The 20,095-nt window shown below is 65.7% G+C and carries 15 protein-coding genes; 7 read left to right on the top strand and 8 right to left on the bottom strand.

Annotation, left to right across the window (positions count from 1 at the left end; genetic code table 11):
- Positions 1–7: 7 nt before the first annotated feature.
- The 4 genes from HT578_RS10005 to HT578_RS09990 form a co-directional block, all read right to left on the bottom strand.
- Complete coding sequence (locus tag HT578_RS10005; protein ID WP_213503845.1) at positions 8–790, bottom strand: ABC transporter ATP-binding protein; 783 nt, start codon at positions 788–790, stop codon at positions 8–10.
- Positions 787–1,602, bottom strand: a complete 816-nt coding sequence (locus tag HT578_RS10000) for an ABC transporter permease (protein ID WP_039390662.1) — start codon at positions 1,600–1,602, stop codon at positions 787–789. Before HT578_RS10000 ends, HT578_RS10005 begins: the two co-directional genes overlap by 4 nt.
- A gap of 57 nt (positions 1,603–1,659) precedes the next feature.
- Positions 1,660–2,742, bottom strand: a complete 1,083-nt coding sequence (locus tag HT578_RS09995; RefSeq protein WP_213503844.1) for a putative urea ABC transporter substrate-binding protein — start codon at positions 2,740–2,742, stop codon at positions 1,660–1,662.
- 238 nt (positions 2,743–2,980) lie between these two features.
- Entirely contained in the window at positions 2,981–3,478 is a 498-nt protein-coding gene (locus HT578_RS09990) for a CopG family ribbon-helix-helix protein (RefSeq protein ID WP_039390666.1), read from the bottom strand.
- Positions 3,479–3,966: 488 nt separating this feature from the next.
- Between HT578_RS09990 and HT578_RS09985 the strand changes: the two genes are divergently transcribed.
- Together HT578_RS09985 and HT578_RS09980 are read left to right on the top strand one after the other, a co-directional pair.
- Positions 3,967–4,965 carry a sterol desaturase family protein gene (locus HT578_RS09985; protein ID WP_213503843.1) on the top strand — a complete coding sequence of 333 codons (999 nt, stop codon included), beginning with the start codon at positions 3,967–3,969 and terminating at the stop codon, positions 4,963–4,965.
- A 135-nt stretch (positions 4,966–5,100) separates the two neighbouring features.
- On the top strand, positions 5,101–7,575 hold the full coding sequence (locus HT578_RS09980; RefSeq protein WP_213503842.1) for a TonB-dependent receptor: 2,475 nt from the start codon (positions 5,101–5,103) through the stop codon (positions 7,573–7,575).
- 12 nt (positions 7,576–7,587) lie between these two features.
- Here the strand turns inward: HT578_RS09980 and HT578_RS09975 are convergent.
- A protein-coding gene (locus HT578_RS09975; protein ID WP_235054464.1) for an IS630 family transposase occupies positions 7,588–8,528 on the bottom strand; the annotation gives its coding sequence in 2 pieces (ribosomal slippage) (positions 7,588–8,183 and positions 8,183–8,528; 942 coding nt in all).
- A 186-nt stretch (positions 8,529–8,714) separates the two neighbouring features.
- Positions 8,715–10,286 (bottom strand): tetratricopeptide repeat-containing sulfotransferase family protein, encoded by a 1,572-nt coding sequence (locus HT578_RS09970; RefSeq protein ID WP_213503841.1) that lies wholly within the window; start codon positions 10,284–10,286, stop codon positions 8,715–8,717.
- 510 nt (positions 10,287–10,796) lie between these two features.
- Here HT578_RS09970 and HT578_RS09965 point away from each other — a divergent pair.
- The 4 genes from HT578_RS09965 to HT578_RS09950 all read left to right on the top strand — a co-directional run bounded on the left by HT578_RS09965 (position 10,797) and on the right by HT578_RS09950 (position 16,555).
- Positions 10,797–11,798, top strand: a complete 1,002-nt coding sequence (locus HT578_RS09965; protein WP_213503839.1) for a sterol desaturase family protein — start codon at positions 10,797–10,799, stop codon at positions 11,796–11,798.
- 118 nt (positions 11,799–11,916) lie between these two features.
- Positions 11,917–12,393 carry a hypothetical protein gene (locus HT578_RS09960; RefSeq protein ID WP_213503837.1) on the top strand — a complete coding sequence of 159 codons (477 nt, stop codon included), beginning with the start codon at positions 11,917–11,919 and terminating at the stop codon, positions 12,391–12,393.
- A 111-nt stretch (positions 12,394–12,504) separates the two neighbouring features.
- On the top strand, positions 12,505–13,791 hold the full coding sequence (locus tag HT578_RS09955; RefSeq protein ID WP_213503836.1) for an anaerobic sulfatase maturase: 1,287 nt from the start codon (positions 12,505–12,507) through the stop codon (positions 13,789–13,791).
- A gap of 373 nt (positions 13,792–14,164) precedes the next feature.
- Positions 14,165–16,555: a hypothetical protein gene (locus tag HT578_RS09950; protein WP_239026578.1), complete on the top strand. Its 2,391-nt coding sequence runs from the start codon at positions 14,165–14,167 to the stop codon at positions 16,553–16,555.
- 7 nt (positions 16,556–16,562) lie between these two features.
- Here the strand turns inward: HT578_RS09950 and HT578_RS09945 are convergent, their stop codons facing one another.
- Positions 16,563–17,426 carry a helix-turn-helix domain-containing protein gene (locus HT578_RS09945; protein WP_213503833.1) on the bottom strand — a complete coding sequence of 288 codons (864 nt, stop codon included), beginning with the start codon at positions 17,424–17,426 and terminating at the stop codon, positions 16,563–16,565.
- Positions 17,427–17,586: 160 nt separating this feature from the next.
- On the opposite strand from HT578_RS09945, the gene pobA reads away from it, so the two are divergent.
- A complete protein-coding gene (pobA, locus tag HT578_RS09940; RefSeq protein WP_213503831.1) occupies positions 17,587–18,756 on the top strand; it encodes a 4-hydroxybenzoate 3-monooxygenase in 1,170 nt (389 codons plus the stop codon).
- A 150-nt stretch (positions 18,757–18,906) separates the two neighbouring features.
- On the opposite strand, the gene HT578_RS09935 is transcribed toward pobA, so the two are convergent.
- A complete protein-coding gene (locus HT578_RS09935; RefSeq protein WP_213503829.1) occupies positions 18,907–20,049 on the bottom strand; it encodes a purine nucleoside permease in 1,143 nt (380 codons plus the stop codon).
- Positions 20,050–20,095: the final 46 nt, after the last annotated feature.

The following is a 20,095-nucleotide window of genomic DNA, read 5'->3' as shown; positions in this document are numbered from 1 at the left end:
TGGTCTCTCAGTTATTACGAATTTCGTCAATAGTAATACGCTCGGCGTGGTAGGTGACCTGCGCATTCTCCTTGTCGAGCGGCAGGTCGTAGACCACCGTCGCGCCGTAACGGTGCGGCGCCTGGGGGTCGTGGCGGCGCTTGTCGAGCGTGAGCACACGGGTCCCCAGGGTGAAGGCCTCGCGGATGTCGTGGGTGACCATGACGATGGTCAGCGCATAGTCGCGCCACAGCCGCGAGATGAGCTCGTGCATGTCCGCGCGGATGCCCGGATCGAGCGCGCCGAGCGGCTCATCTAGAAGCAGGATGCGCGGGCGCTTGATGAGCGCCTGGGCAATCGCCAGACGCTGTTGCATGCCGCCCGACATCTCGGCCGGGTAGCTGTCGAGATTGGCGCCCAGCCCCACCGCGCTCAGCATCTCGGCGGCTTCCTCGCGGGCCTTGCGTTTGGCCGAACCGAACAGGCGGGCGGAAAAGGGCGCGCCGTCGCATTCGTGCCCGAACATGACGTTGCGCAGGGCGGTCAGGTGCGGGAAGGTGGAATAGCGCTGGAAGACGACACCGCGGTCGGGCCCGCATTCGGGCGGCAGCGGGGTGCCGTCGAGCAGGATCTTCCCGCGGCTCGGGCCTTCCTGGCCCAGGATCAGGCGCAGGAAACTGCTCTTGCCTGCGCCCGAGGGGCCGACCACCGAAACGAAGGACCCTTCCTCGATGTCGAGGCTGAGGTTCTCGATGATGACCTTGTCCCCATACTCGACCCAGACGTTGCGGAGGCTGAGAAGGCTGCTCAATGGTCGTCTCCATGGGCCCAGGCAAAGCCGCGCTTGCTGATCGTGACGAGGACGAAGTCGATGGCGATGGCGAGGAGCGCGATCCAGGCGACGTAGGGCAGGATCACGTCCATCGAGAGATAGCGGCGGACCAGGAAGATACGGTAGCCAAGCCCGACATCCGACGCGATTGCCTCGGCCGAGATCAGGAACACCCAGGCCGGGCCCAGCGCGAGGCGGATCGCCTGGATCAGGCGGGGCATGGCCTGGGGCAGCGCGACGCGGATCATCACCTGCCAGCTGCTTGCGCCCAGCGTCTGGGCCTTGATGATGAGTTCGCGTGGGAGCGCCTGGACGTGGGCGGCAACGTCGCGGATCATGACCGGCGCAATGCCCACCACGATCAGCGCTACCTTGGCCGTCTCGCCAAGGCCGAGCGCGATGAAGAGGATGGGAAGAAGGGCAATCGGGGGGATCACCGCGATGCCCGTCACCAGCGGCCCGAAGGTAGCGCGCACAGGCGGCAGGATGCCGAGCACGAGGCCGACCGCGAGCGCCATCAGCGTCGAGATGCCAAGGCCGATGCCCAGGCGCTGGAGGCTGGCCAGCGTGTCGGCCCAGAAGATGAACTGCCCGGAGAGCTTGTCCGGCTCCATGATGAGCGCGGACATGCTCGAGACCATGGCCGAGGGAAGCGGTAGGATCTTGTCGGCCGGGTTGGCCTCGTGCCGCTGGACGGCCAGGAACAGGTAGGTCAGCACGAGGAGCAGGATCGGCAGCGATCCGAGGAAAATCCGGTTGCTCCGGCCGACCTGGCGATTCACCCAACGCATAAGCGGCGCCTCACCTCAGGTTCGATATTTCGGGGGGAAGAGAAGGGAAGCGGCCGCTCAGAGCTTCTTGTCGGCCGCCATCTTCATGAAGCTGTCGTCGAAACGCAGCGTGACGTTCTGCGCATTGCCCAGCGTCTTGCCGCCGGGGAAGGACATGCCCACGGTGTCGGCCGAAGGCGCACCGCCGAAGAGCCCCTGCGCGAAGCTGAAGTCGCGCACGCGGGTCATGGTGGTGACAAGCGCAGCATCGTCGGTCGCCTTCACCGCCTCGGCCGGGTCGGCGTAGAGGTGAGTGGTGGCAAGCTGGCTGTCGAACTGCGCGGGGCTGGCGCCGGCGAGCTTGGCCATCGCCGCGCGCGCCTCCTTGCCCTGTTCATTCTGCTGCTGCATCAGCGCGACCGTTTCGTACCAGATGCCGGTCAGCGCCTTGCCGAGCTTGGGGTTGGCCTTCAGCGTCTTGGTGTCGACGACGAGAAGGTCGAGGATTTCGCCGGGAATATCGGCCGAGCTGAAGACCTCGTGGGCGCCGTCCTGCGCCTTCATCGAGGAGAGCTGCGGGTTCCAGGCCACCGCGGCCTTGACGTCGGGGCTGGCAAAGGCGCCCACGATGTCGGCATCGGCGGTGTTGATGGTGTTCACGTCGCGCAAGGTCATGTTCACCGATTCGAGCGCTCGGGCGAGCAGGTAGTGCGAGACCGAAAGCTCGACCAGGTTGACCGGCTGGCCCTTGATCGCCTTGAGATCCGATGCGTTCTTGAGGAGGACGCCGTCGTTGCCGTTCGAGTAGTCGCCCACGATGATCGCGCTGGTGTCCTTGCCGCCCGCGGCCGGGATGGTGAGCGCGTCCATGTTGGCGACCGTTACGCCGTCGAGCTTGCCCGCGGTGTACTGGTTCACCGATTCGACGTAGTCGTTCACCTGCACGATGTTGATCGTGATGCCGTACTTGTCGGCCCACTTCTTCACGATGCCGGCCTGCTGGGCATAGGGCCAGGGCATCCAGCCGGCGTAGATCGACCAGCCGATGTTGAACTCGGTGCGCGGGGTCTCGGGCGCGTCCGCAGGCCCGGAGCACGACGCGGTGAAGAGTGCTCCGGCGGTCACGGCGAGGGCGGCGGCCTTGCGGATGGATGCGAGCATGAATCAGTCCCCTTTCGCAGCGCAACATTGCGCGTCTGGAAGGGCTTGTCCATCCAAAATGTATTACTTCGTGAAGATTGTGTAATACCGACGCGGGCGCAGTGCTGACAGGTCGTCACCTGGGATGCCGCGCGCAGGACACGGCTTCAGGGTCGCATTTCTGCGGCTTTGCGCCCCTGTTCAGCCCCGCGGGGCTTCTCTTCGCGCGCGATCGCTATCCGTGCGCGAAGAAGCGCATTCAGGCCGCTTCGGCGCCGCGCGCCGCTTTCCCGGTCACCGCCGAGGTTGCGGCGTCCAGGCCGTCCTGCTCGTGCAGCGGGGGGAGCAGTGCGGTGGTCGTGACGAGTTCGAGCTGGCTGACGCCGCGAATGCCGCGCAGCGCGTCGGCCAGGTCGGCCAGACGCACGGCCGGGCCCTGGACCAGCAGCACCTCGAGCGACTGGTCATCCTCGAGAAAGACATGTTGCGAGGAGATCACTTCCTTGAGGAACTCGGTCTGGCGCTCGGCAAGCTGCTGGCGCACACGGCCCCGGTCGCCGCGATAGACAATGGTGATCGTGCCCGCGAGCATCTCGTCGGGACGGGTGCGCGCCTCATGCTTGGCAAGCGAGTGGCGGATCAGTTCGGCGATCAGCTGCGAGCGCGAAGGCAGGCCGCGTTCCTCGACCATGATGTCGAGCTGGCGGAACAGGTCGGCGGGCAGGCTCATGCTGAGGCGGGCAAGTTCGGTGCTCATCGGTCTCTCAACTCGTCTCGTCTTGGGGCCCGCGCCGGGGCAAGGCATCCTTGAAGGATCGGGCGCGCTGTCTCTCCTCAATCGCGAAAAGTATTCGGCTTGTCCATCGGCAATATTACCACGTTCGCTCTTCGGTAATATCAAGGCGGGGTGGGAGGTCATGTCCGGGGTGTGGTGCCCGAAAGTCCGCTCGCATCCGGGTGTGGCATAAGGGGTACAGCACGAGGCCAGAGTGCGGCGAATCACGCTTTCGCACTGCAAAACGCCAGCGTCCCGGAGCGATTTGCACACGCGGATAAGGAGGCAAGGGTAAGCATTTCCGCGAGTTACGACTTTTCAATGCGCAATGTTGCGGTCGCGAATTAATACTCTTGACGCAAACTGTAATATCAATACCGTGTCCGTATTCGCCACTGAGAGCGAGCTTGGACACGGGGAGGAGAACGCAAGGGTTGCGCCGTATTTCGGCGCGATGAGGGAGATTCGTAATGGCTCGAACGCCGACCTTCAGTCCGGATTACCACGAGGAGCACGAACCTGTGTCTTCCAACGCTTCGGCTGTCGGAATTGACTTTGCTCCGGCGCCGCGTGCGGCAGGACTCAAGGCGCTGTTCGTCGATCTTCTTCCGCCCTTCACGGTTCTGGCCGTCGTTCTCTTCTGGATGTTCGCGCCCGCCTCGCTGACGCAGAGCCCCTGGTCGCTGGTTGTTGCCGGACTTGTGGTGACGACGTTCGTGCAACTTCTCGAGTGGGCGTTCGAGCGCCACGAAGGTTGGCGCATGAACGGCCGCGAATTCGCGACCGACGTCTTCTACGTTGCGCTGGGCTACACCGCCATTGGCTGGCTGGTCGAGGTGGCGGGCGATGGACCGCTGTTCGCGCTCAAGGAAACGCTCGGCATCGCGACGCCCTGGGCGGGTGAACTGCCGTTCCTCGTGCAGGTCGTGATGGTCATGGTCCTGTTCGAGTTCGGGCAGTACTGGATGCACCGCCTGATGCACAATTCGACGCCGTTCTGGCTGACCCACGCGCCGCACCATCACGTCACCCAGCTCAACGCGATGAAGGGCTATGTCGGCAACCCGATCGAGCTGTTCCTGATCGGTCTAAGCGTTCTTGCCTTCTTCGATTTCGATATGGTTCCGGTGTTCTGCGCCTTCAACGTGCTCGGCGTCGTCTCGACCTACGCCCATGCCAATGTGCGCGCGAACCCGCCGGCGTTCTACGCCTTCTTCTTCACCACCATCCGCCACCACAGCCTGCATCACTCGACCGACTACGAGAGCACGCGCTGCAACTATGCCAATTCGCTGATCCTGCTCGACCGCCTGATGGGCACCTACCGCGAGGGTGAGGCGAGGGTGGTCGGCCAGGACGACCTGCGGCGCCTCACGATCCGGGAGCAGTTCCTGTTTCCCTTCCAGCCGGTGATCGATCGCCTGCGCAGCACGACCAAGACCACGAAGGCGTCGACCGGCCAGCCGTAACGCACCGGGAGCATCCGGCGCGCGCAGCATCCCGTGTGCGCCGGGGTCTTCATTCCACCAACCAATCGGATCCGGCCCTGGCGGTGTGCTGTCAGGGAACGGGCAAGCTTTAACTAAAATCTACAGGGGGTTTGCATGTCAATTCGGGGACAATTCAAGGCCGGACTCTTGTGCGCGACCGGCATTACCTGCGCGGCGCTCGCTTCGCCCGCGCTGGCCGATGAGGCGGCCGACGTACCGGCGGATGTCGCGGCTCCGGCTAGCGCTGCGGCGGCTGCCGATGCGCCTGCACTGGTCGGCTCGGCGATCGTCGTCTCGGCCACCCGCCGCGACACCACGATCATGGAAACGCCGATCAACATCAGCGCGATCAGCGGCGATGATCTGCAGGAACAGCACATCGACGACATGCGCAACCTGGGCGCCTTCACGCCGGGTGTGACGATCCTCGACAACGGTCCGCGCGGCGCGGGCACGATTGTCATGCGCGGCCTTTCGGCCAGCGACACGTCGGCCACCGCCGGTGACAACTCGAACTCGGCCGTCGGCATGTACCTGGGCGAAGTGCCCATGTACTACGACTTCAAGCTGATCGACATCAACCGCGTCGAGACGCTCCTTGGCCCCCAGGGTACGCTCTATGGTCTGGGCACGCTGGCGGGCGCGATGCGCAACATGCCCAACCGCCCCGACGCCGGCGAATTCTCGTTCGAGGGCAGCGGCCGCGTCTTCGACATGGCCCACTCGGGCGATACCGGCTACAACGGCTACGGCGTCGTCAACGTGCCGCTCGTGGAGGACACGATCGCGTTCCGCTCGGCGACCGGCTACTACTTCACCCCGGGCTTCATCGACTATCCCTACCTGCTGCAGGAGCCGGGCACGTCGCTTCCGCAGCCGGGCGGTGTCGACAATCCGCTGGGCAGTGAGGCGGACCAGGACGCGAACTTCACGCGCGGCAAGGATCTCAACTTCGAGCGCACCTTCACCACGCGCAACCAGCTCGGCTTCTACGCCGACGATCTCAAGGTCTACGTGACCTACGCGCATCAGGAGACCAAGACCGACGGCCGTTCGGCCAATGGCGGCGGTGTCGTGGGTGAGGGCCGCTACGAGGGCCCGTGGCGCTACATGGAGCCCGCCAAGCGCAGCGGCGACCTCCTCTCGCTCGAGGTCGAGGGCAACGTCGCGGACGCGGTCAACGTGGTGTTCGTCTCGGCCTATACCCAGCGCAAGGCCGAGTATCAGGGCGACAACACCGACCTCCTGATCGACCTCGACTACGACTACGAACATTTTCCCGGGTTCTCGAGCTACAACCAGTCGAACCAGAAGGAGCACGCCTTCACCAACGAGTTGCGCTTCGTCTCGACCTTCGACGGACCGTTCAGCTTTGTGGCCGGTGCCTTCTGGAACCGCCAGTCGTACCGCTCGAACTACGACGAATACGTGCCCGGCTTCCCGGCTTGGGCGAACGAGAATTGGGGCACTGACCTCGAGACCGACCCCTCGGTGGACGGCTACGCGCATGAGTACTCCTCGTTCGTGCGCTCGACCAACGATGAGAAGGGCCTCTACGGCGAGGCGAGCGTCCACTTCACCGATGACCTGCAGGTCACCGGGGGCTTGCGCTACTACAAGTACGATGCCTGGGTGAACGGGGGCTCCTACCTGCCGCTCTGGGACGATGACTACAGCTCGCGCTCGGGCAGCACGTCGAAGGACGGCCTTGTCTACAAGATCAACGCCTCGTGGAACATCGCGCCCGAGTTCATGGTCTACGGCACCTGGTCGACCGGCTACCGCATTGGCGGCGTGAACCGCGTGGCGCCGTGCAGCCAGGAAGTCATCGACATCCACGAGGCTGGCGGGCAGCAGAACGGCCAGACGCTGTGCGCCCTGCCCAACGAACTCGACTTCGGTCCGGACGAAACCAAGAACGCCGAAATCGGCATGCGCGCTCAGCTGTTCGACAACAAGCTGATGCTCACGCTGGCGGCCTTCCATGTTTCTTGGGATGGCATCCAGCTTGATGGTCAGACCACCTACGGCGCCATCGGCATCACGTCGAACGGCGGGAAGGCGGTGTCGAAGGGCATCGACGTCTCGTTCCAGGCGCAGCCGCTGCCCGGCCTCTCGATCCGCGGCAACTACTCCTACCTTGATGCGCACCTGACCGAGGACGTGCCCGATCTGCTCTCGATTGCCGGTGGCGATCTTGTCGGTGCCTTCTCGGGCGACCGTCTGCCCGGCTCGGCCAAGAACAAGGGCGCGATCGGGGCGACCTACGAGCTGCCGGTGGGCGACAACGCGCTCAACTTCGGCTGGACTGCGACCTATACCGGGAACATCCTGACCCGCGTGGGCAGCCGTGGCGGCGGCGAGAAGCTGCCGGATTACTGGATGCACCAGGCCAACATCACCTACAAGACCGACCGTTTCGACGTGGGTGTCTTCGCGACCAACATCTTCGACACCTACGCGGTAACCGGCGTCAGCAACGACCTGACCCGCCGCAACCTGGTCAACGACGGGGTGATCTCGCGCTACTACGCGCGCTCGGTGGCCCAGCCGCGCACTATCGGCGTACAGGGCACCGTGCGCTTCTAGAGCAGTTTTCGATCATTCTGGTTCATAGCCGCACGATCTGAAGTAGTTGGCGCATTCCTGAGGCTGGAAGATATCGACGAGTTTGCCGATCAAGCTCCACAGGCCGCTGACCGTTCGCTCGCCCGCTTTACGGAGCATGGCCTTCAAGCGGGAGAACGCTTTCTCGATCGGGTTGAAGTCTGGGCTGTAGGGCGGGAGAAAGCGCAGGGTTGCGCCTGCAGCCTCGATGAGCACCTGCACCGATGCGCGCTTGTGGCTCGACAGGTTGTCCATGATGACGACGTCGCCGGGCCGCAGTTCCGGGACGAGGACCTGAGCGACGTAGGCTTCGAACCAGTCACCGTTAATCGGTCCATCGAGCACCATGGGCGCGACCATGCCAGTCATGCGCAGGCCAGCGACGAGAGTGGTGGTTTTGCGGTGCCCGTGCGGGAAGCCCATCCGCAGTCGCTCGCCTTTCGGGCAACGTCCGTGGCTGCGGGTCATATTGGTCGCGGTCCAGGTTTCGTCGATGAAGACCAGGCGCTCCGGTTCGAGATCGAGTTGACCCTCGAACCAGTCCTGACGCTGTTTCAGGACGTCTGGTCGATCTTGCTCTATCGCATGGCCTGTCTTTTTTTGCGCGTCAGGCCACGGCGAACAAAAAAGCGATGTAGCCCGGCTACGGAAACGGCCATTCCCTTGTCCGCAAGCGCCAGACGTAGTTCTTCGAGGGTGATGTCCCTGCGCTCCTCCCAAATGGCCAGAATGTCCGCTGCCCGCTCTTCCACCCGCCGCGAGCGCATATCCCCGCCGCGCGGCTTTGGGGCTATGTCACCCGTCTCGCGCTGCTGTGCCCGCCAACGGACCGCCGTTGATGGTGCAACACCGAACCGGGCCGCCGCAGCACGGCAACTCGATCCACTGTCCACCGCTGCCAACAGCCGAGTGCGCAAATCCATCGAAAGAGCCATCCATGCCGGCCTCCTTCACCAGCACGGATTCTGAATCAGAAATCGCGCCCGAAGGGAATCCCAGACCGATTCAGAACGGTCGAAAACCGCTCTAAAGCGCAGGGCCGGGCTGACGGCTCCTGGAACGAGAGGGCGCGGGGACTTCAGTCTCCGCGCCCTTTTCGTGTGCCGGCTGGGTAAGGATGTTCAGTTGAGCGCTATGCCGCGCGCGTGGAAGAAGGCGGCAACCTTCTCCATGTCGGCGGCGTGGGTCTTCCAGCGCCCGATCCCGTCGCGGTTGAGCGTGCGGCGCACCTGTGCGGCGCTGGGCGTTGCGACGGCGGCGGTGTTGCGATGAAAGTCGAGGCAGGCCGCATCCCAGTCGAGCTCGCAATGGGCCAGGAGACGGCGGGTTTCCTCCTCCTGGTTATCGACCAGCGCCTCGTAGCCGAACTGGAGTACCCGTCCCGGAAAACGCGTCTCCCAGAACGCCATCAGCGCATCGAAACGCGCGTAGTAGCGGGCGGTGTCCATGAGGTCATAGGAATAGGCGTAGTAGGCCGACGTCGTGGCGAACAGATTGCGCAGGTTGCTCCAGACCGTGTCCATAGCGCCGCGGCGCAGGCACACGATCCTGGCATTCGGCAGCGCTTGCAGGATGTGGCCGATATAAAGGAAATTGGCGGGCAGCTTGTCGGTGAAGCGGGGCGTCTTGCTGCGCCGATGATGGCGCGCGCGGACAAGGTAGGCCTCACCGATGGCGGCGGGCGCGCAGTTCGCGCTTGCCGCGATCGTCGGGGCATCGATGACCTGGCGCGAGGGCGTGCGGGCCATCTGCTTTACCGCCAGCGGCATTGCCTGCAGCTCGCCGGTCGCCTCCACGTCGCGGTGCGAGGAGAGGATACGGTCGACCAGCGTGGTGCCCGTGCGCGGCATGCCGACCACGAAGATCGGAGCGGCATCGGGGCAGCCCGGCTGGGTGGCGAGCGCGGTGTCGGTGCGCTGGAAGAGCGTTTCGAGCGCCTCGAAGATGGCCGCGTCCTGCGCAAAGTCATAGCCCGTCGCGCGCTTGTGCGCGGTGTTTGCGGCGTGAAGCTGGGCAAAGGCCTCGGCCGGGGCGCCGATATCCTCCAGTTCCTTGGCCAGCGCGTAGCGCAGGCGCAGCGTGTCGCCGGGCGGCGGGTCGCTGGCGAGCACGTTTTCAAGGCGCGCCACATTGTTGGCCTCGCGCGTCTGGCGCGCCACGATCGAGAGGGCGTAATGCACCCGCGCATTGCCGGGATCGGCGGCGAGGATCGTCTCGTAATGCGTACGGGCCTCCTCGACTTTTCCCGTAAAGCCCAGCGCTGCGGCAAGGTTGTAGCGGTAGTCGAAGTTGTCGGGCGCGCCGTCCACCGCGCGGGTGAAAGGGGCAAGCGAGGCTTCGTGGTCGCCCAGCCGCGCCAGCACGCAGCCCAGCGTGTCGAGCGCGAGCGGATCCGTGCAGGGGAGCGCCAGCGCGCGCGCGGCCACTTCGCCGGCCTCGCCGTCGCGTCGCAGCAGGATCAGCGTCTTGGCCAGCTGGGCGAGATACTCGGCGTTCCCGGGTGCCATCTGCGCGGCGCGCTGAAGCAGGGGAAGCGCCTTGCCGAATTGCCCGCTTTCCGCCGCGGCCATTCCGGCCAGGAACGGGCCTGCGGGATGGCTGGGTTCGCTCTGGCAGAGAGTCTGCGCGGCCGTGGCGGCTCCGGCGATGTCGCCGCGTCGCAGGGCCGTGCGGGCCTGGTCTTCGAGTGTCATGGCATCCTTGCTCGCTGTCGCGGGGGCGCTCCGGTCCCGCGCGACGGCGCGGCGCCGGTTTATCCGAGCCTAACCGGGCAGGCGGGGGGCGGCAATTGCCTTTGCGCATGCCGGGCCGGGGCCATGCGCCCGAACACGCCGCGCGCGGGACCCTCACGCGCGGGCGCGCGCGAATCAGCTCTGTGTGGAGGTGCCCGAACGGTCGGGTTTGCACGGCGGTCCAAGGGCTTGTCGGCCCGGCCTTGCGCGCAAAGGGCCTTCGTGAGACGCTTGGCGTTTAGGGAGCGGGCGATCCGGCCGGCAAAGCGGTCGGGCGCAAACTTCGGGATTCTGCGCATTTTGTGCCTGCAGGTGCCTTTCGGCGCACCAAGAAAACCGGAAAAAACAGTGCTGCGGCAATAATATGCGCTCCAGGCCCAATTGGGCATGGACAGCTGCGGAATCGATTATTACGATACCTGTATTCAGTATTACTAGAACGATTGGCTGCGTATTACGGGGGTAGGTAATATGGACGGAGTTCGCGTAGGAAAACGTATCATCGGGGCTGACTCTCCCGTCACTATCGGCTGGGAAAACCTCGGCCGGGTCGAGGGTGGCCCGGTAAAGCGTTTCATCTTCACCTGGTTTCAGCCCGCGGTGCTTGTCGCGCTCGTGCTGTTCTGGATGTACGCGCCCGATTCCATTGCCAAGACCTCGACCGCAATCGGCATCGGCATCGGCTTCAAGGCGCTGCTCTACGTGCTGGAATGGGTGAGCCCGCGCTACCAGAGCTGGCGTCTTACCTGGAAGGAACTGGTCGTCGACCTGTTCTACGTCGCCATCGCCTACACGCTGATCCGCGCGGTGGGTAAGCACTTTGGCAGCGATGTCTGGGCCGAACACATCCTGGCGGCCTTCAACTGGGAAAAGTTCGCCTGGTTCACGGACATGCCGCTCCTGCTGCAGGCCTTCCTGATCACGCTCTTCGCGGACATCTGCTACTACTGGATGCACCGCGGCATGCACAACTGGTACCCGCTGTGGCTGACCCACTCGGTGCACCACTACATTACCCAGCTCAACATCAACAAGGGATCGATCGGCAGCCCGATCGAGATCTTCCTGATCGGCCTTGGCATCGGTGGCTTCTTCGACTTCCTGCCGCGCGCCGCGCTGCTCGCAGGTTCGCTGGGTATGGCGATCAGCATCTACCAGCACGCCAACATCCGCTTCAACACGCCGCGCTGGTGGGGCTATGTGTTCAACACCACCGAACACCACAGCGTGCACCACTCGCAGGATTTCGAGGGCAGCCGCAGCAATTACTGCAACACTTACATCTTCCTTGATCGTATCTTCGGCACCTGCGTCGATGGCGAGGCGGAAGTGCTGGGCATGGAAGGCGGCCGCCGCATGTCGGTCTGGGAGCAGATGCACTATCCCTTCACCGAGGCCTGGAAGACCAGCAAGGCGTTCGTCCAGCGTCGCCTGCATCCGGGCGCCTCGGGTTCGACCGTACCTGCCGAATGATGCCGGCCGGGCGCCCTTTGCGGGGCGCCCGCCTGCGCCCCTATCGCTTTTCGGGACCGGTGCGCCGGTCCGCAGGACAGCCATGTCCGCCGTACGCCATTGCGGGAGTACCCTTCGCGTGAACTTGCCCCTTATCGACACCCTCTGGCGCGTGCGCGGGTCGCTCCCGCTCGACACCGCCGCGCCCGCCTCGGAGATCTTCGCGCGCCTTGAAAGCCTGTTTCAGGTGGCGGGCACAAACTACGAGGTCGAGAACGATGCTCTGACCTTCCACAAGAAGGATCCGCTCTCGCAGGACAAGATGTCGATCTACAAGAGCGGCACCTTGAACGTGCGCCACGAAGGCGAGGGCCGTTCGATCGCCTGGGACATGCACAGCCCGGCGCTGATGTTCTGCTTCTGCCTACCCTTCTTCTTCCTCGGCGTTGCCTGGCTGCTGGAGGAATCGCGCACGCCCAGCTTCGTCTTCACCGGGATCTTCGCGTTCCTCTACGTGGTGGGGCGCATTCTCGAACCACGCCTGTTCCGCGCCGAGCTGCGCCGCCGCATCGCGGGCGAGGTGAACGGCGATATGGGCGCTCCCGCCCACTCCTGATCGGAGCGTCGCGCGCTTTCCCGGAAAAGCGCGGTTTCTTGATCCATGTCGGGTTTGCCGGCCCGCCGCCATGCTAGTCTTCGCCGCGAGGAGCGAGGGAGAATACGCAGCATGGCGAGGGTCGAGGCAACCACGAGCGCGGGCACCGGCGCGGCACGGACTGCGCAATTCCACCTTCTGGCCAAGCCGAGCGGCCCGGCCTGCAATCTCGACTGCGACTACTGCTTCTATCTGGAGAAGGAAGCGCTTTACGAGCGGCCCGCCAAGCGCCGCATGGCGCCCGACGTGCTCGACGCCTACGTACGCAACGTGCTCGCATCGACACCGCCCGAGGCCACGCCGCTCTTCGCCTGGCAGGGGGGAGAGCCCACCTTGCAGGGCCTGCCCTTCTTCCGCGAGGCGGTCCGCCTGCAGAAGCTCTACGCCGCCGGTCGACCCGTCACCAACACGCTCCAGACCAACGGCGTCCTGATCGACGAGGACTGGGCGCGCTTCCTGGCCGAGGAGCGTTTCCTCGTTGGCCTCAGCCTCGACGGGCCGGCCGAGGTCCACGACCGCTACCGTCGTTACCGTTCGGGTGCGCCTTCGCACCATCTGGTGATGGCTGCGCTGGAACGGCTGCAGCGCCACGGTGTCGACTACAACGTGCTGACCTGTGTGGACCGCCATTCCACGCGCCAGCCCCAGGCGATCTACGATTTCCTGAAGGCCGCAGGTGTCGAGTTCATCCAGTTCACCCCTGTGGTCGAGCGGGTGGCCGGGCGGGATTACGCGGCGCAGGGCTTCGACCTTGAAGGTCCCGGTGCGTTGCCCGCGCAGGGCAAGTCCCCGCAGGTCGCGCCCTTCGCGGTTCTGCCCGAGGCCTGGGGTGACTTTCTCGTCGGCGTGTTCAACCGCTGGCGCAAGGCCGATATCGGGCGCGTCTTCGTCATGAACATCGAGTGGGCGCTGGCCTCGTACATGGGGCAGCCGGGCGCGGTGTGCCTGCACCAGAAGCAATGCGGGCACGCCCTGGCGAGCGAATACAACGGCGATGTCTATTCCTGCGACCACTACGTCTATCCCGACTATCGCCTGGGCAACCTTGCCAAGGACAGCATTGCCGACATGGTCCTTTCCCCGCGCCAGCAGGCGTTCGGGGAGGCCAAGTGGCGCGATCTACCGGGCAAGTGCCATTCCTGCGCGCAGCTGACCCTGTGCTGGGGAGGTTGCCCCAAGCATCGCTTCACCCGCACGCGCGACGGGGAGGCGGGGCTCAATTACCTGTGCCGGGGGTACGAGCGCTATTTCCGCCACATCACCCCCTGGCTGAACGTGATCGCCCAGCGGGTTATGGCAGGCCAGTCGCTCGATCCGGTTATGGCCATGAGCCCGGCACAGGTACGCGCGCAGGCATAGAAGGTAGAAGGTCAGATCCGAGGGCCATCGCCCTCGGGCTCCCCGAACTATCCACCTCACCTTTCGCGCGCCGCGCTGGCTGAGAGAGGCAAGCTCGCCCGTTCTGGGGGCAAGGGGGGATGACCCCTTGCAGCCTACTTGCGCCTGCGCCCGGCGGGGTGCCCCCCGCGACGGGCGGATCGCCACGCATCTTGACGGGCCCGCATATGGCTTTCTAGGTGTGAGACATTCCCTGTACTTCCGCGCCTTGGGCGTCGTGGCTGCGGCCCCGATGCGCAGATTGCGCCGGTGCCCTTTCGGATCGCCCCTGCCTGTGTTGACTTTGCCCGTGTTGACCTTGTTCCGTTCCCGACGTCTGCCGCGCGCGCTTTGCGTGGCCTCTGCGCTTGCCTTGTCCTGGGGCGCCTGCGCGAATGCGGCCAGCAGTGGTGGCTCCGGTTTCGAGCTGCGCGGGCCGGAGCTCGTGATGGAGGTGACGCGCGGGGACACGACCTTGCCCGCCGCGCAGGTGCCTAGCCTTCTGGCCGGGGACAAGGTGAGCCTGCATCTGCCGAAAAGCGAGGACCCTGACGACAAGCTGCGCGATTTCCTGTTCGTTGCAGCGTTCCTGCGCGGCGCGGTCAACCCGCCGCCGGACGACTGGATCGCCACCGGACAGGGCTGGAAGGACAAGGAAAAGGACAACACCCTGCAGCTGACCGTGCCAGAGGGCGCGCAGCAGATGGTGGTGCTCATGGTCCCGCGTACCCAGGGCGCGCAAGGCGTTCTGGAGGATGCGGTACAGGGAAAGCCCGGCGAGTTCGTGCGCGCGGGCGGTGAGCTTTACGAGGCCTCGCTCGACCATGCGCGGCTGGAAACCTTCATGGCCTCGATCCGCGCGCAGGGGGATCGCAACCCCGAAGCCCTGCGCAAGGTCGCCCCGGTGCTCGCCTCCAGTCTGGGCATGCGCCTTCAGGCCGACTGCCTCGACAAGGTGCTGGAGGAGCAGGCCGCCTGCCTGATCGAGGGACGCGGCGCGCTGGTCCTGAGCGATGTCCACACCAGTTCGCTGGCCGATACGCTGGCAGGCGCACCGACCGACCTGGCCCTGCAGCTGAGCGCGACACCGCAGGCCGGCTCGGGCTCCTACAGCGCCTATATCGGCGTTGCACGTGACATCGCGCGCCTGTTCGGCGCGTTCAACAACCCGCAGTTCGACTATCTCCCCGCGCTGACCGAGCGGCGGGCGGACCGTCTGGCTCTGCGGCTCAACACCGCCCCCTCCTTCACCAAGCCCAAGTCGGTGCTGGTCGTGGGCATGCCCTCTGTCGAGGCTGATGTCCTGCCGCGTCTGCGCAGCACGCACACGGCGCCGATCTGTGCCGCGCAGGGCCACGTCCTGCTGCCGGTGGAAGGCGCGCCGCTGGTCTACGCAAGTGACTTCGCGCACGCGATGGCGCTGCGCATCACGGCCTCGGACGGGCGCACGGTGGACGTGCCGGTCTCCGCGCGCGCCGACCGGGGCGGCTATGTCTTCGATGCCCGCGCGATCCCTGCGACCTTCTCGGGATCGTTGCGCGCGCACCTTCATGGCAACTGGGGCTTCGCCCCGTTCGAGGGGCCCGACTTCACGCTCCAGCGCCCCGGTCCCGGGGCCTGGCACTCGGTGGGCGACAACGGCACGCTCGTCGTCGGGCGCGACAGTGTGGCGGTGCTGGCGGGCTCCGCTCCCGCCTGCGTCAGCGCGATCACGCTGACCGGAGGGGGCTCGCGCCGTAGCCTGGAGTGGGAGGTGAAGGATACAGAACGCCTTGCCGTGACTGTCCCGCTGGAAGGCGCACGGCCGGGGCCGGTGCAGCTGGCACTGCACCTTCAGGGGGAGGCCGATCCGGTCGCTCTGACGCTGGAGAGCCGTGCGGAGGCAAGCCGGATCGATACGCTCCTGGTGCACGAAGGCGACAGTGAGGCGCGGCTGAGCGGGCAGCGGCTCGACCAGGTCCGGGCGCTGGCTCTCGGGGACCTGACGCTCGAACCCGGCGAATTGCAGCGCCGTGATGGGCGTGATGTGCTGACCTTCGCGCTGGATTCGGCCGGGATGCCCAAGGCGGGCTCCACGCTGGAGGCCCGCATCGCGCTGGCCGACGGGCGTGTGCAGACCCTGCCGGTGACAGTCGCGCCGCCGCGCCCCGATGCGCAGGTTCTGTCGCGCTCGGTGCGCATGCCCGAACCGGCGCAGGGCACGCGTCCCTTGGAACTGACCTCCGACGAGCTGCTTCCGGCGGGCGGCGAGCTTGTCTTCTCGCTCCAGGCGGCGGGGGGGCAGAATCTGGGCCGCGATACCGTGGTCGAGGTTGCGCTTGCGGGAACGGCCGAGACGGTGCGCCTTGGCGTCGGATCGGGGCTTATGCCCTCCAGCCCGGGCGTGCTGATCGCGCGGCTCGATACCGGCGCGCTTGCGCCCGGCAGTTTCGGACCGCTGCGCTTTCGGCTCGTCGCGAACGGCGTGGCGGGGCGCTGGCAGGATCTCGCGCGGCTGGTGCGTCTTCCGGCGATTGACGAGGTGGCCTGCGCCAAGGGCAAGGACGCCACGTGCACGCTGGAGGGGCGCAACCTGTTCCTTGTCGCTGCCGTGGCGCAGGGCGCGGACTTCGCCGGTGCGCGTTCCGTTCCGCCCGGCTTCACGGGAGAGCGCCTGGAGGTGCCCGCTCCCGGTGCGGAGGGCCTCTATCTGCGCCTGCGCGATGACGGCGAGGCGGTGGCGCGGCTCCGGCCGGACGGCGCGTGACCGCGCCTCAGCTGCGCCCGGTGGCGCTCGACTTGTCCTGCTGCGGCCGGCGGCCACTCAGCCGCTGGTAGAAGCGCGAGAAGTACGAGGGATCGGAAAAGCCCAGGTCATTGGCGACCTGGACCACGCTGGCGTTGGTGAAGCAGAGCAATCGCTGCGCCTCCAATAGCAGGCGCGCGTGCAGCATTTCGGTCGGCGTGCAGCCTGCCGCACGCTGGCAGATGCGGGTGAGCGTCTTGCCACTGACGCGCATCTGCGCCGCGTACCATTCGACCCCGCGGTGTTCGGTGAGGTGCAGCTCGATCAGCTGGCGAAAGGCGGAGAGGCGCGCTTCGTCCGACTGGGCGGGCGGGGCTTCGTTCTGAGGGGCCTCCAGGCTGCGCACGAGCGCCTCTGCGAGCGTCAGGAACAGCGCGGAAGGGAGCCGCCAGTCGGCCTGGATCGCCAGCATTTCGCGGCACAGCCAGTCGACCCGCGCGACAGCGCCGGGCGCGACCTCGCCGCTCGCCCCATGGGTGAGCATGTGGAGCAGCGGGTCATGCGCGTCCACGCCGCGCGCCACGAAGGCCGCGGAGAGGGAAAGCACGTAACCGCGGGTGTCGGGCTGGAACTGGAAACCGTGTACGCTGCCGATCGGGACCGCCATGAAACAGGGGCCTTGCAGCGTCTCCACCCGGCCGTCGCAGCGGAAGGTGACCTGTCCTTTGGATACCAAGAGAATCTGCACGCTGTGAAGGTGCCGGTGTGCGCCAATTTCCCAGTCGAGCAACGAACTTCGCGCAGCAATGGTCTCAATATGCGCGAATTGGGCGGGAATTTCGCCAAGGTCCTCACCATAGAGGAGGAAGGTGGGAATCGTGCCGGGTGCCATGTCCTGTGTCCGAATAGTACCTGAAGTGTGACGCTCCCAGCCCTTCCTGTCGAGAGGCCATGCGCGCATTACAGGGTCAAGAGTAAGAACAATCAGGGCGCGCACGTCGCGCCGCATGTGCAGCGCCGACATGGCGCGCATCGGGAAAGGAGCACGGCATATGCGTACACAAGTCGCCATCATCGGTGCAGGACCTTCGGGTCTCCTCCTCGGGCATCTCCTGCGCCAGGCGGGGATCGACTGCGTCGTCCTCGAACGCCAGAACGGGCCATATGTCCTCTCGCGCATCCGTGCGGGCGTGCTGGAGCAGGTGACCGTTCAGCTTATGGAGCGTCTCGGTCTCGATGCGCGGATGAAGGCCGAAGGCCTGCCGCACGATGGCTTCAACCTTGCCGATGGTGAACGCCTCATCCGCATCGATATCAAGGCGCTGACCGGCAAGGAAGTCATGGTCTACGGCCAGACCGAACTGACCCGCGACCTCATGGAAGCTACGGGTGAGCGCGGGCTGGAAGTGGTCTACGAAGCGTCCGATGTCGCGCTCTTCGATATCGAGAGCGATGCCCCTTACGTCACCTACACCAAGGACGGCGTGGAGCACCGCGTCGATGCCCGCTTCATCGTGGGCTGCGACGGCTTCCATGGCCCGTCGCGCAAGGCCATCCCGGAATCGGTCGGCCGTAGCTTCGAGCGCGTCTATCCCTTCGGCTGGCTGGGCATCCTTGCCGACGTGCCGCCGTGCAACCACGAGCTTATCTACGCCAACCACGAACGCGGCTTCGCGCTGGCCTCGATGCGCAGCGAGACGCGCAGCCGCTACTACGTCGACGTGCCGCTGACCGAGAAGATCGAGGACTGGTCGGACGAGAGGGTCTGGGACGAACTGGCCGTGCGCCTCGGCCCCGAGGCCGCCGCCAACATCACCCGTGGCCCCTCACTCGAAAAGTCGATCGCCCCTTTGCGCTCCTTCGTCTTCGAGCCGATGCGCCATGGCAGCCTGATGCTCTGCGGCGATTCCGCGCACATCGTGCCGCCGACCGGCGCCAAGGGCCTGAACCTGGCCGCCAGCGACGTGCACTACGCCGCCGAGGCGCTGCTCGCCTTCTTCAAGAGCAACGATGCCGACGCCATTGCGGGCTACTCGGAGAAGGCGCTTGCCCGCGTGTGGAAGTCGGAACGCTTCAGCTGGACGGCGACCAAGCTCATGCACCGCTTCCCCGAAGACGGCCCGTTCGAGCGCCGCATGCAGCAGGCCGAACTGGACTACATCGCCAGCAGCGAAGCGGCGCAGCGTTCCATTGCCGAGAACTATGTCGGCTTGCCTGTCTGAAGGATAGAAGAAGAGGGTTTCCGAGGGCCATCGCCCTCGGGCTCCCATTACCAGTCGACCTCACCGGTCTCAGCTACGTTGGCTGGGAAAGGTGAGGTCGACGGGTATGGGGTCAAGGGGTGATGACCCCTTGAATCTCTTTTACTTTCATCAGGGTGTTGTCTGGGAATACCGCTCCCAGTTCCCCAGCAGTTCATCGACCAGTACCGAACCCACCGTGTAGAGGTTCTCCACCGCCGCCTCGAGCCCGGCGTAGCCCTCGTTCTCGCGAAGGAGGTAGCTCGCGGCATCGGTGCCGGGCGGCGGCATCGTGAAGTTGGAGCCCGCGCGCAGCACCAGCACCCGGTCGCGGTCCGCGCGGCCGGCCGCATCGAGGTAGGTCATGGCCTGGAGGATGCCGGTGTCCTCCATCGCGGAGGTCACGAATTCGCCCTTGCCGCCGGTCCATTGCCGTACCCAGTGGTTGGCCCAGTCGGTCATGCGCGCGCCGTGCCAGAAGGTCATCGCTGAGAGCTGCTCGCCTTCGAGCACGCGCGGGGGCTCCAGCGCCTTGGGAAAGCCGGTAAAGCTGGCGCGTTCGCGTGCGATCTCGGGCGTGTCGGGCAGGGCAATGTCCCGGGTGAGCGCAAAGGCCCATTGTTCGAGCGAGGGATTGATCTGGAACACCTCACCGCCCGAGGGATCGAGCGGTGTCTGCGCGTCGTGGGGGCCTTGCGTGCCGCGTGCGAAGTAGCCGAAGTCCCAGTCCACCGGGATCTCGCGCGCGTCGATTTCGTGGGCGAGGTCGCCATCGACGACATAGCGCGCGAGCGCGACCGAACCGATCGAAGCGTCCTGCGGATCGATGCCGGCAATCCCCGCGACCAGCCAGTAGGCCTGGGTGAGGTCAAGGCGATCATCGAGGCCGAGCGCCATCGTGGCGGCCGTCGAGCGTGCGGTGCCGATCCCGGTCACCACGCCCAGAACCTGCGTGTCGGGGTTGTAGTAAAGGTCGTGGAAGCCTTGCGGAAAGGGAATTCGGGTGGTGAGGCCGCGCCGTTCTTTCCAGAGCTGGAATTCGCCCGCGGTGTCGCCCTCGTCCTCGCCGATCTCGAAGAGCGAGACGACGACGACCTTGACGGGCAGCGGGCTGTCGCACGGGGCGGCGGGCTTGCAGGTGGCGAGCGTGCGGGCTGCACGGGCGGCGGCGTCCTGCGCCTGGGCTGCCGGAGCAAGCGAGCAGCTTGCCAGAAGGGGTGCGGCGAGGAAACGCAGCCGGAATGGGCGCCGCGAACGGAGCGGGGAAAGGCGCATGCTAGGTCTCGTCTGTGTGAGAAGGTGCGACGCAGGGACGGTGCCG

Origin of the sequence: Novosphingobium decolorationis (assembly GCF_018417475.1) — a bacterium.
GTDB lineage: Bacteria > Pseudomonadota > Alphaproteobacteria > Sphingomonadales > Sphingomonadaceae > Novosphingobium > Novosphingobium decolorationis.
Note: the sequence above shows the minus strand (reverse complement) of the source record. Positions and strands in the feature narration are given on the sequence as shown.

What these genes read in the sequence shown, in the direction of transcription:
- HT578_RS09935 (WP_213503829.1), bottom strand. Translation starts at nt 20,049, where the DNA reads ATGCGCCTTTCCCCGCTCCGTTCGCGGCGCCCATTCCGGCTGCGTTTC.
- HT578_RS09970 (WP_213503841.1), bottom strand. Translation starts at nt 10,286, where the DNA reads ATGACACTCGAAGACCAGGCCCGCACGGCCCTGCGACGCGGCGACATC.
- HT578_RS09980 (WP_213503842.1), top strand. Translation starts at nt 5,101, where the DNA reads ATGTCAATTCGGGGACAATTCAAGGCCGGACTCTTGTGCGCGACCGGC.
- HT578_RS09945 (WP_213503833.1), bottom strand. Translation starts at nt 17,426, where the DNA reads ATGGCACCCGGCACGATTCCCACCTTCCTCCTCTATGGTGAGGACCTT.
- pobA (WP_213503831.1), top strand. Translation starts at nt 17,587, where the DNA reads ATGCGTACACAAGTCGCCATCATCGGTGCAGGACCTTCGGGTCTCCTC.
- HT578_RS09990 (WP_039390666.1), bottom strand. Translation starts at nt 3,478, where the DNA reads ATGAGCACCGAACTTGCCCGCCTCAGCATGAGCCTGCCCGCCGACCTG.
- HT578_RS09985 (WP_213503843.1), top strand. Translation starts at nt 3,967, where the DNA reads ATGGCTCGAACGCCGACCTTCAGTCCGGATTACCACGAGGAGCACGAA.
- HT578_RS09955 (WP_213503836.1), top strand. Translation starts at nt 12,505, where the DNA reads ATGGCGAGGGTCGAGGCAACCACGAGCGCGGGCACCGGCGCGGCACGG.
- HT578_RS09995 (WP_213503844.1), bottom strand. Translation starts at nt 2,742, where the DNA reads ATGCTCGCATCCATCCGCAAGGCCGCCGCCCTCGCCGTGACCGCCGGA.
- HT578_RS10000 (WP_039390662.1), bottom strand. Translation starts at nt 1,602, where the DNA reads ATGCGTTGGGTGAATCGCCAGGTCGGCCGGAGCAACCGGATTTTCCTC.
- HT578_RS09965 (WP_213503839.1), top strand. Translation starts at nt 10,797, where the DNA reads ATGGACGGAGTTCGCGTAGGAAAACGTATCATCGGGGCTGACTCTCCC.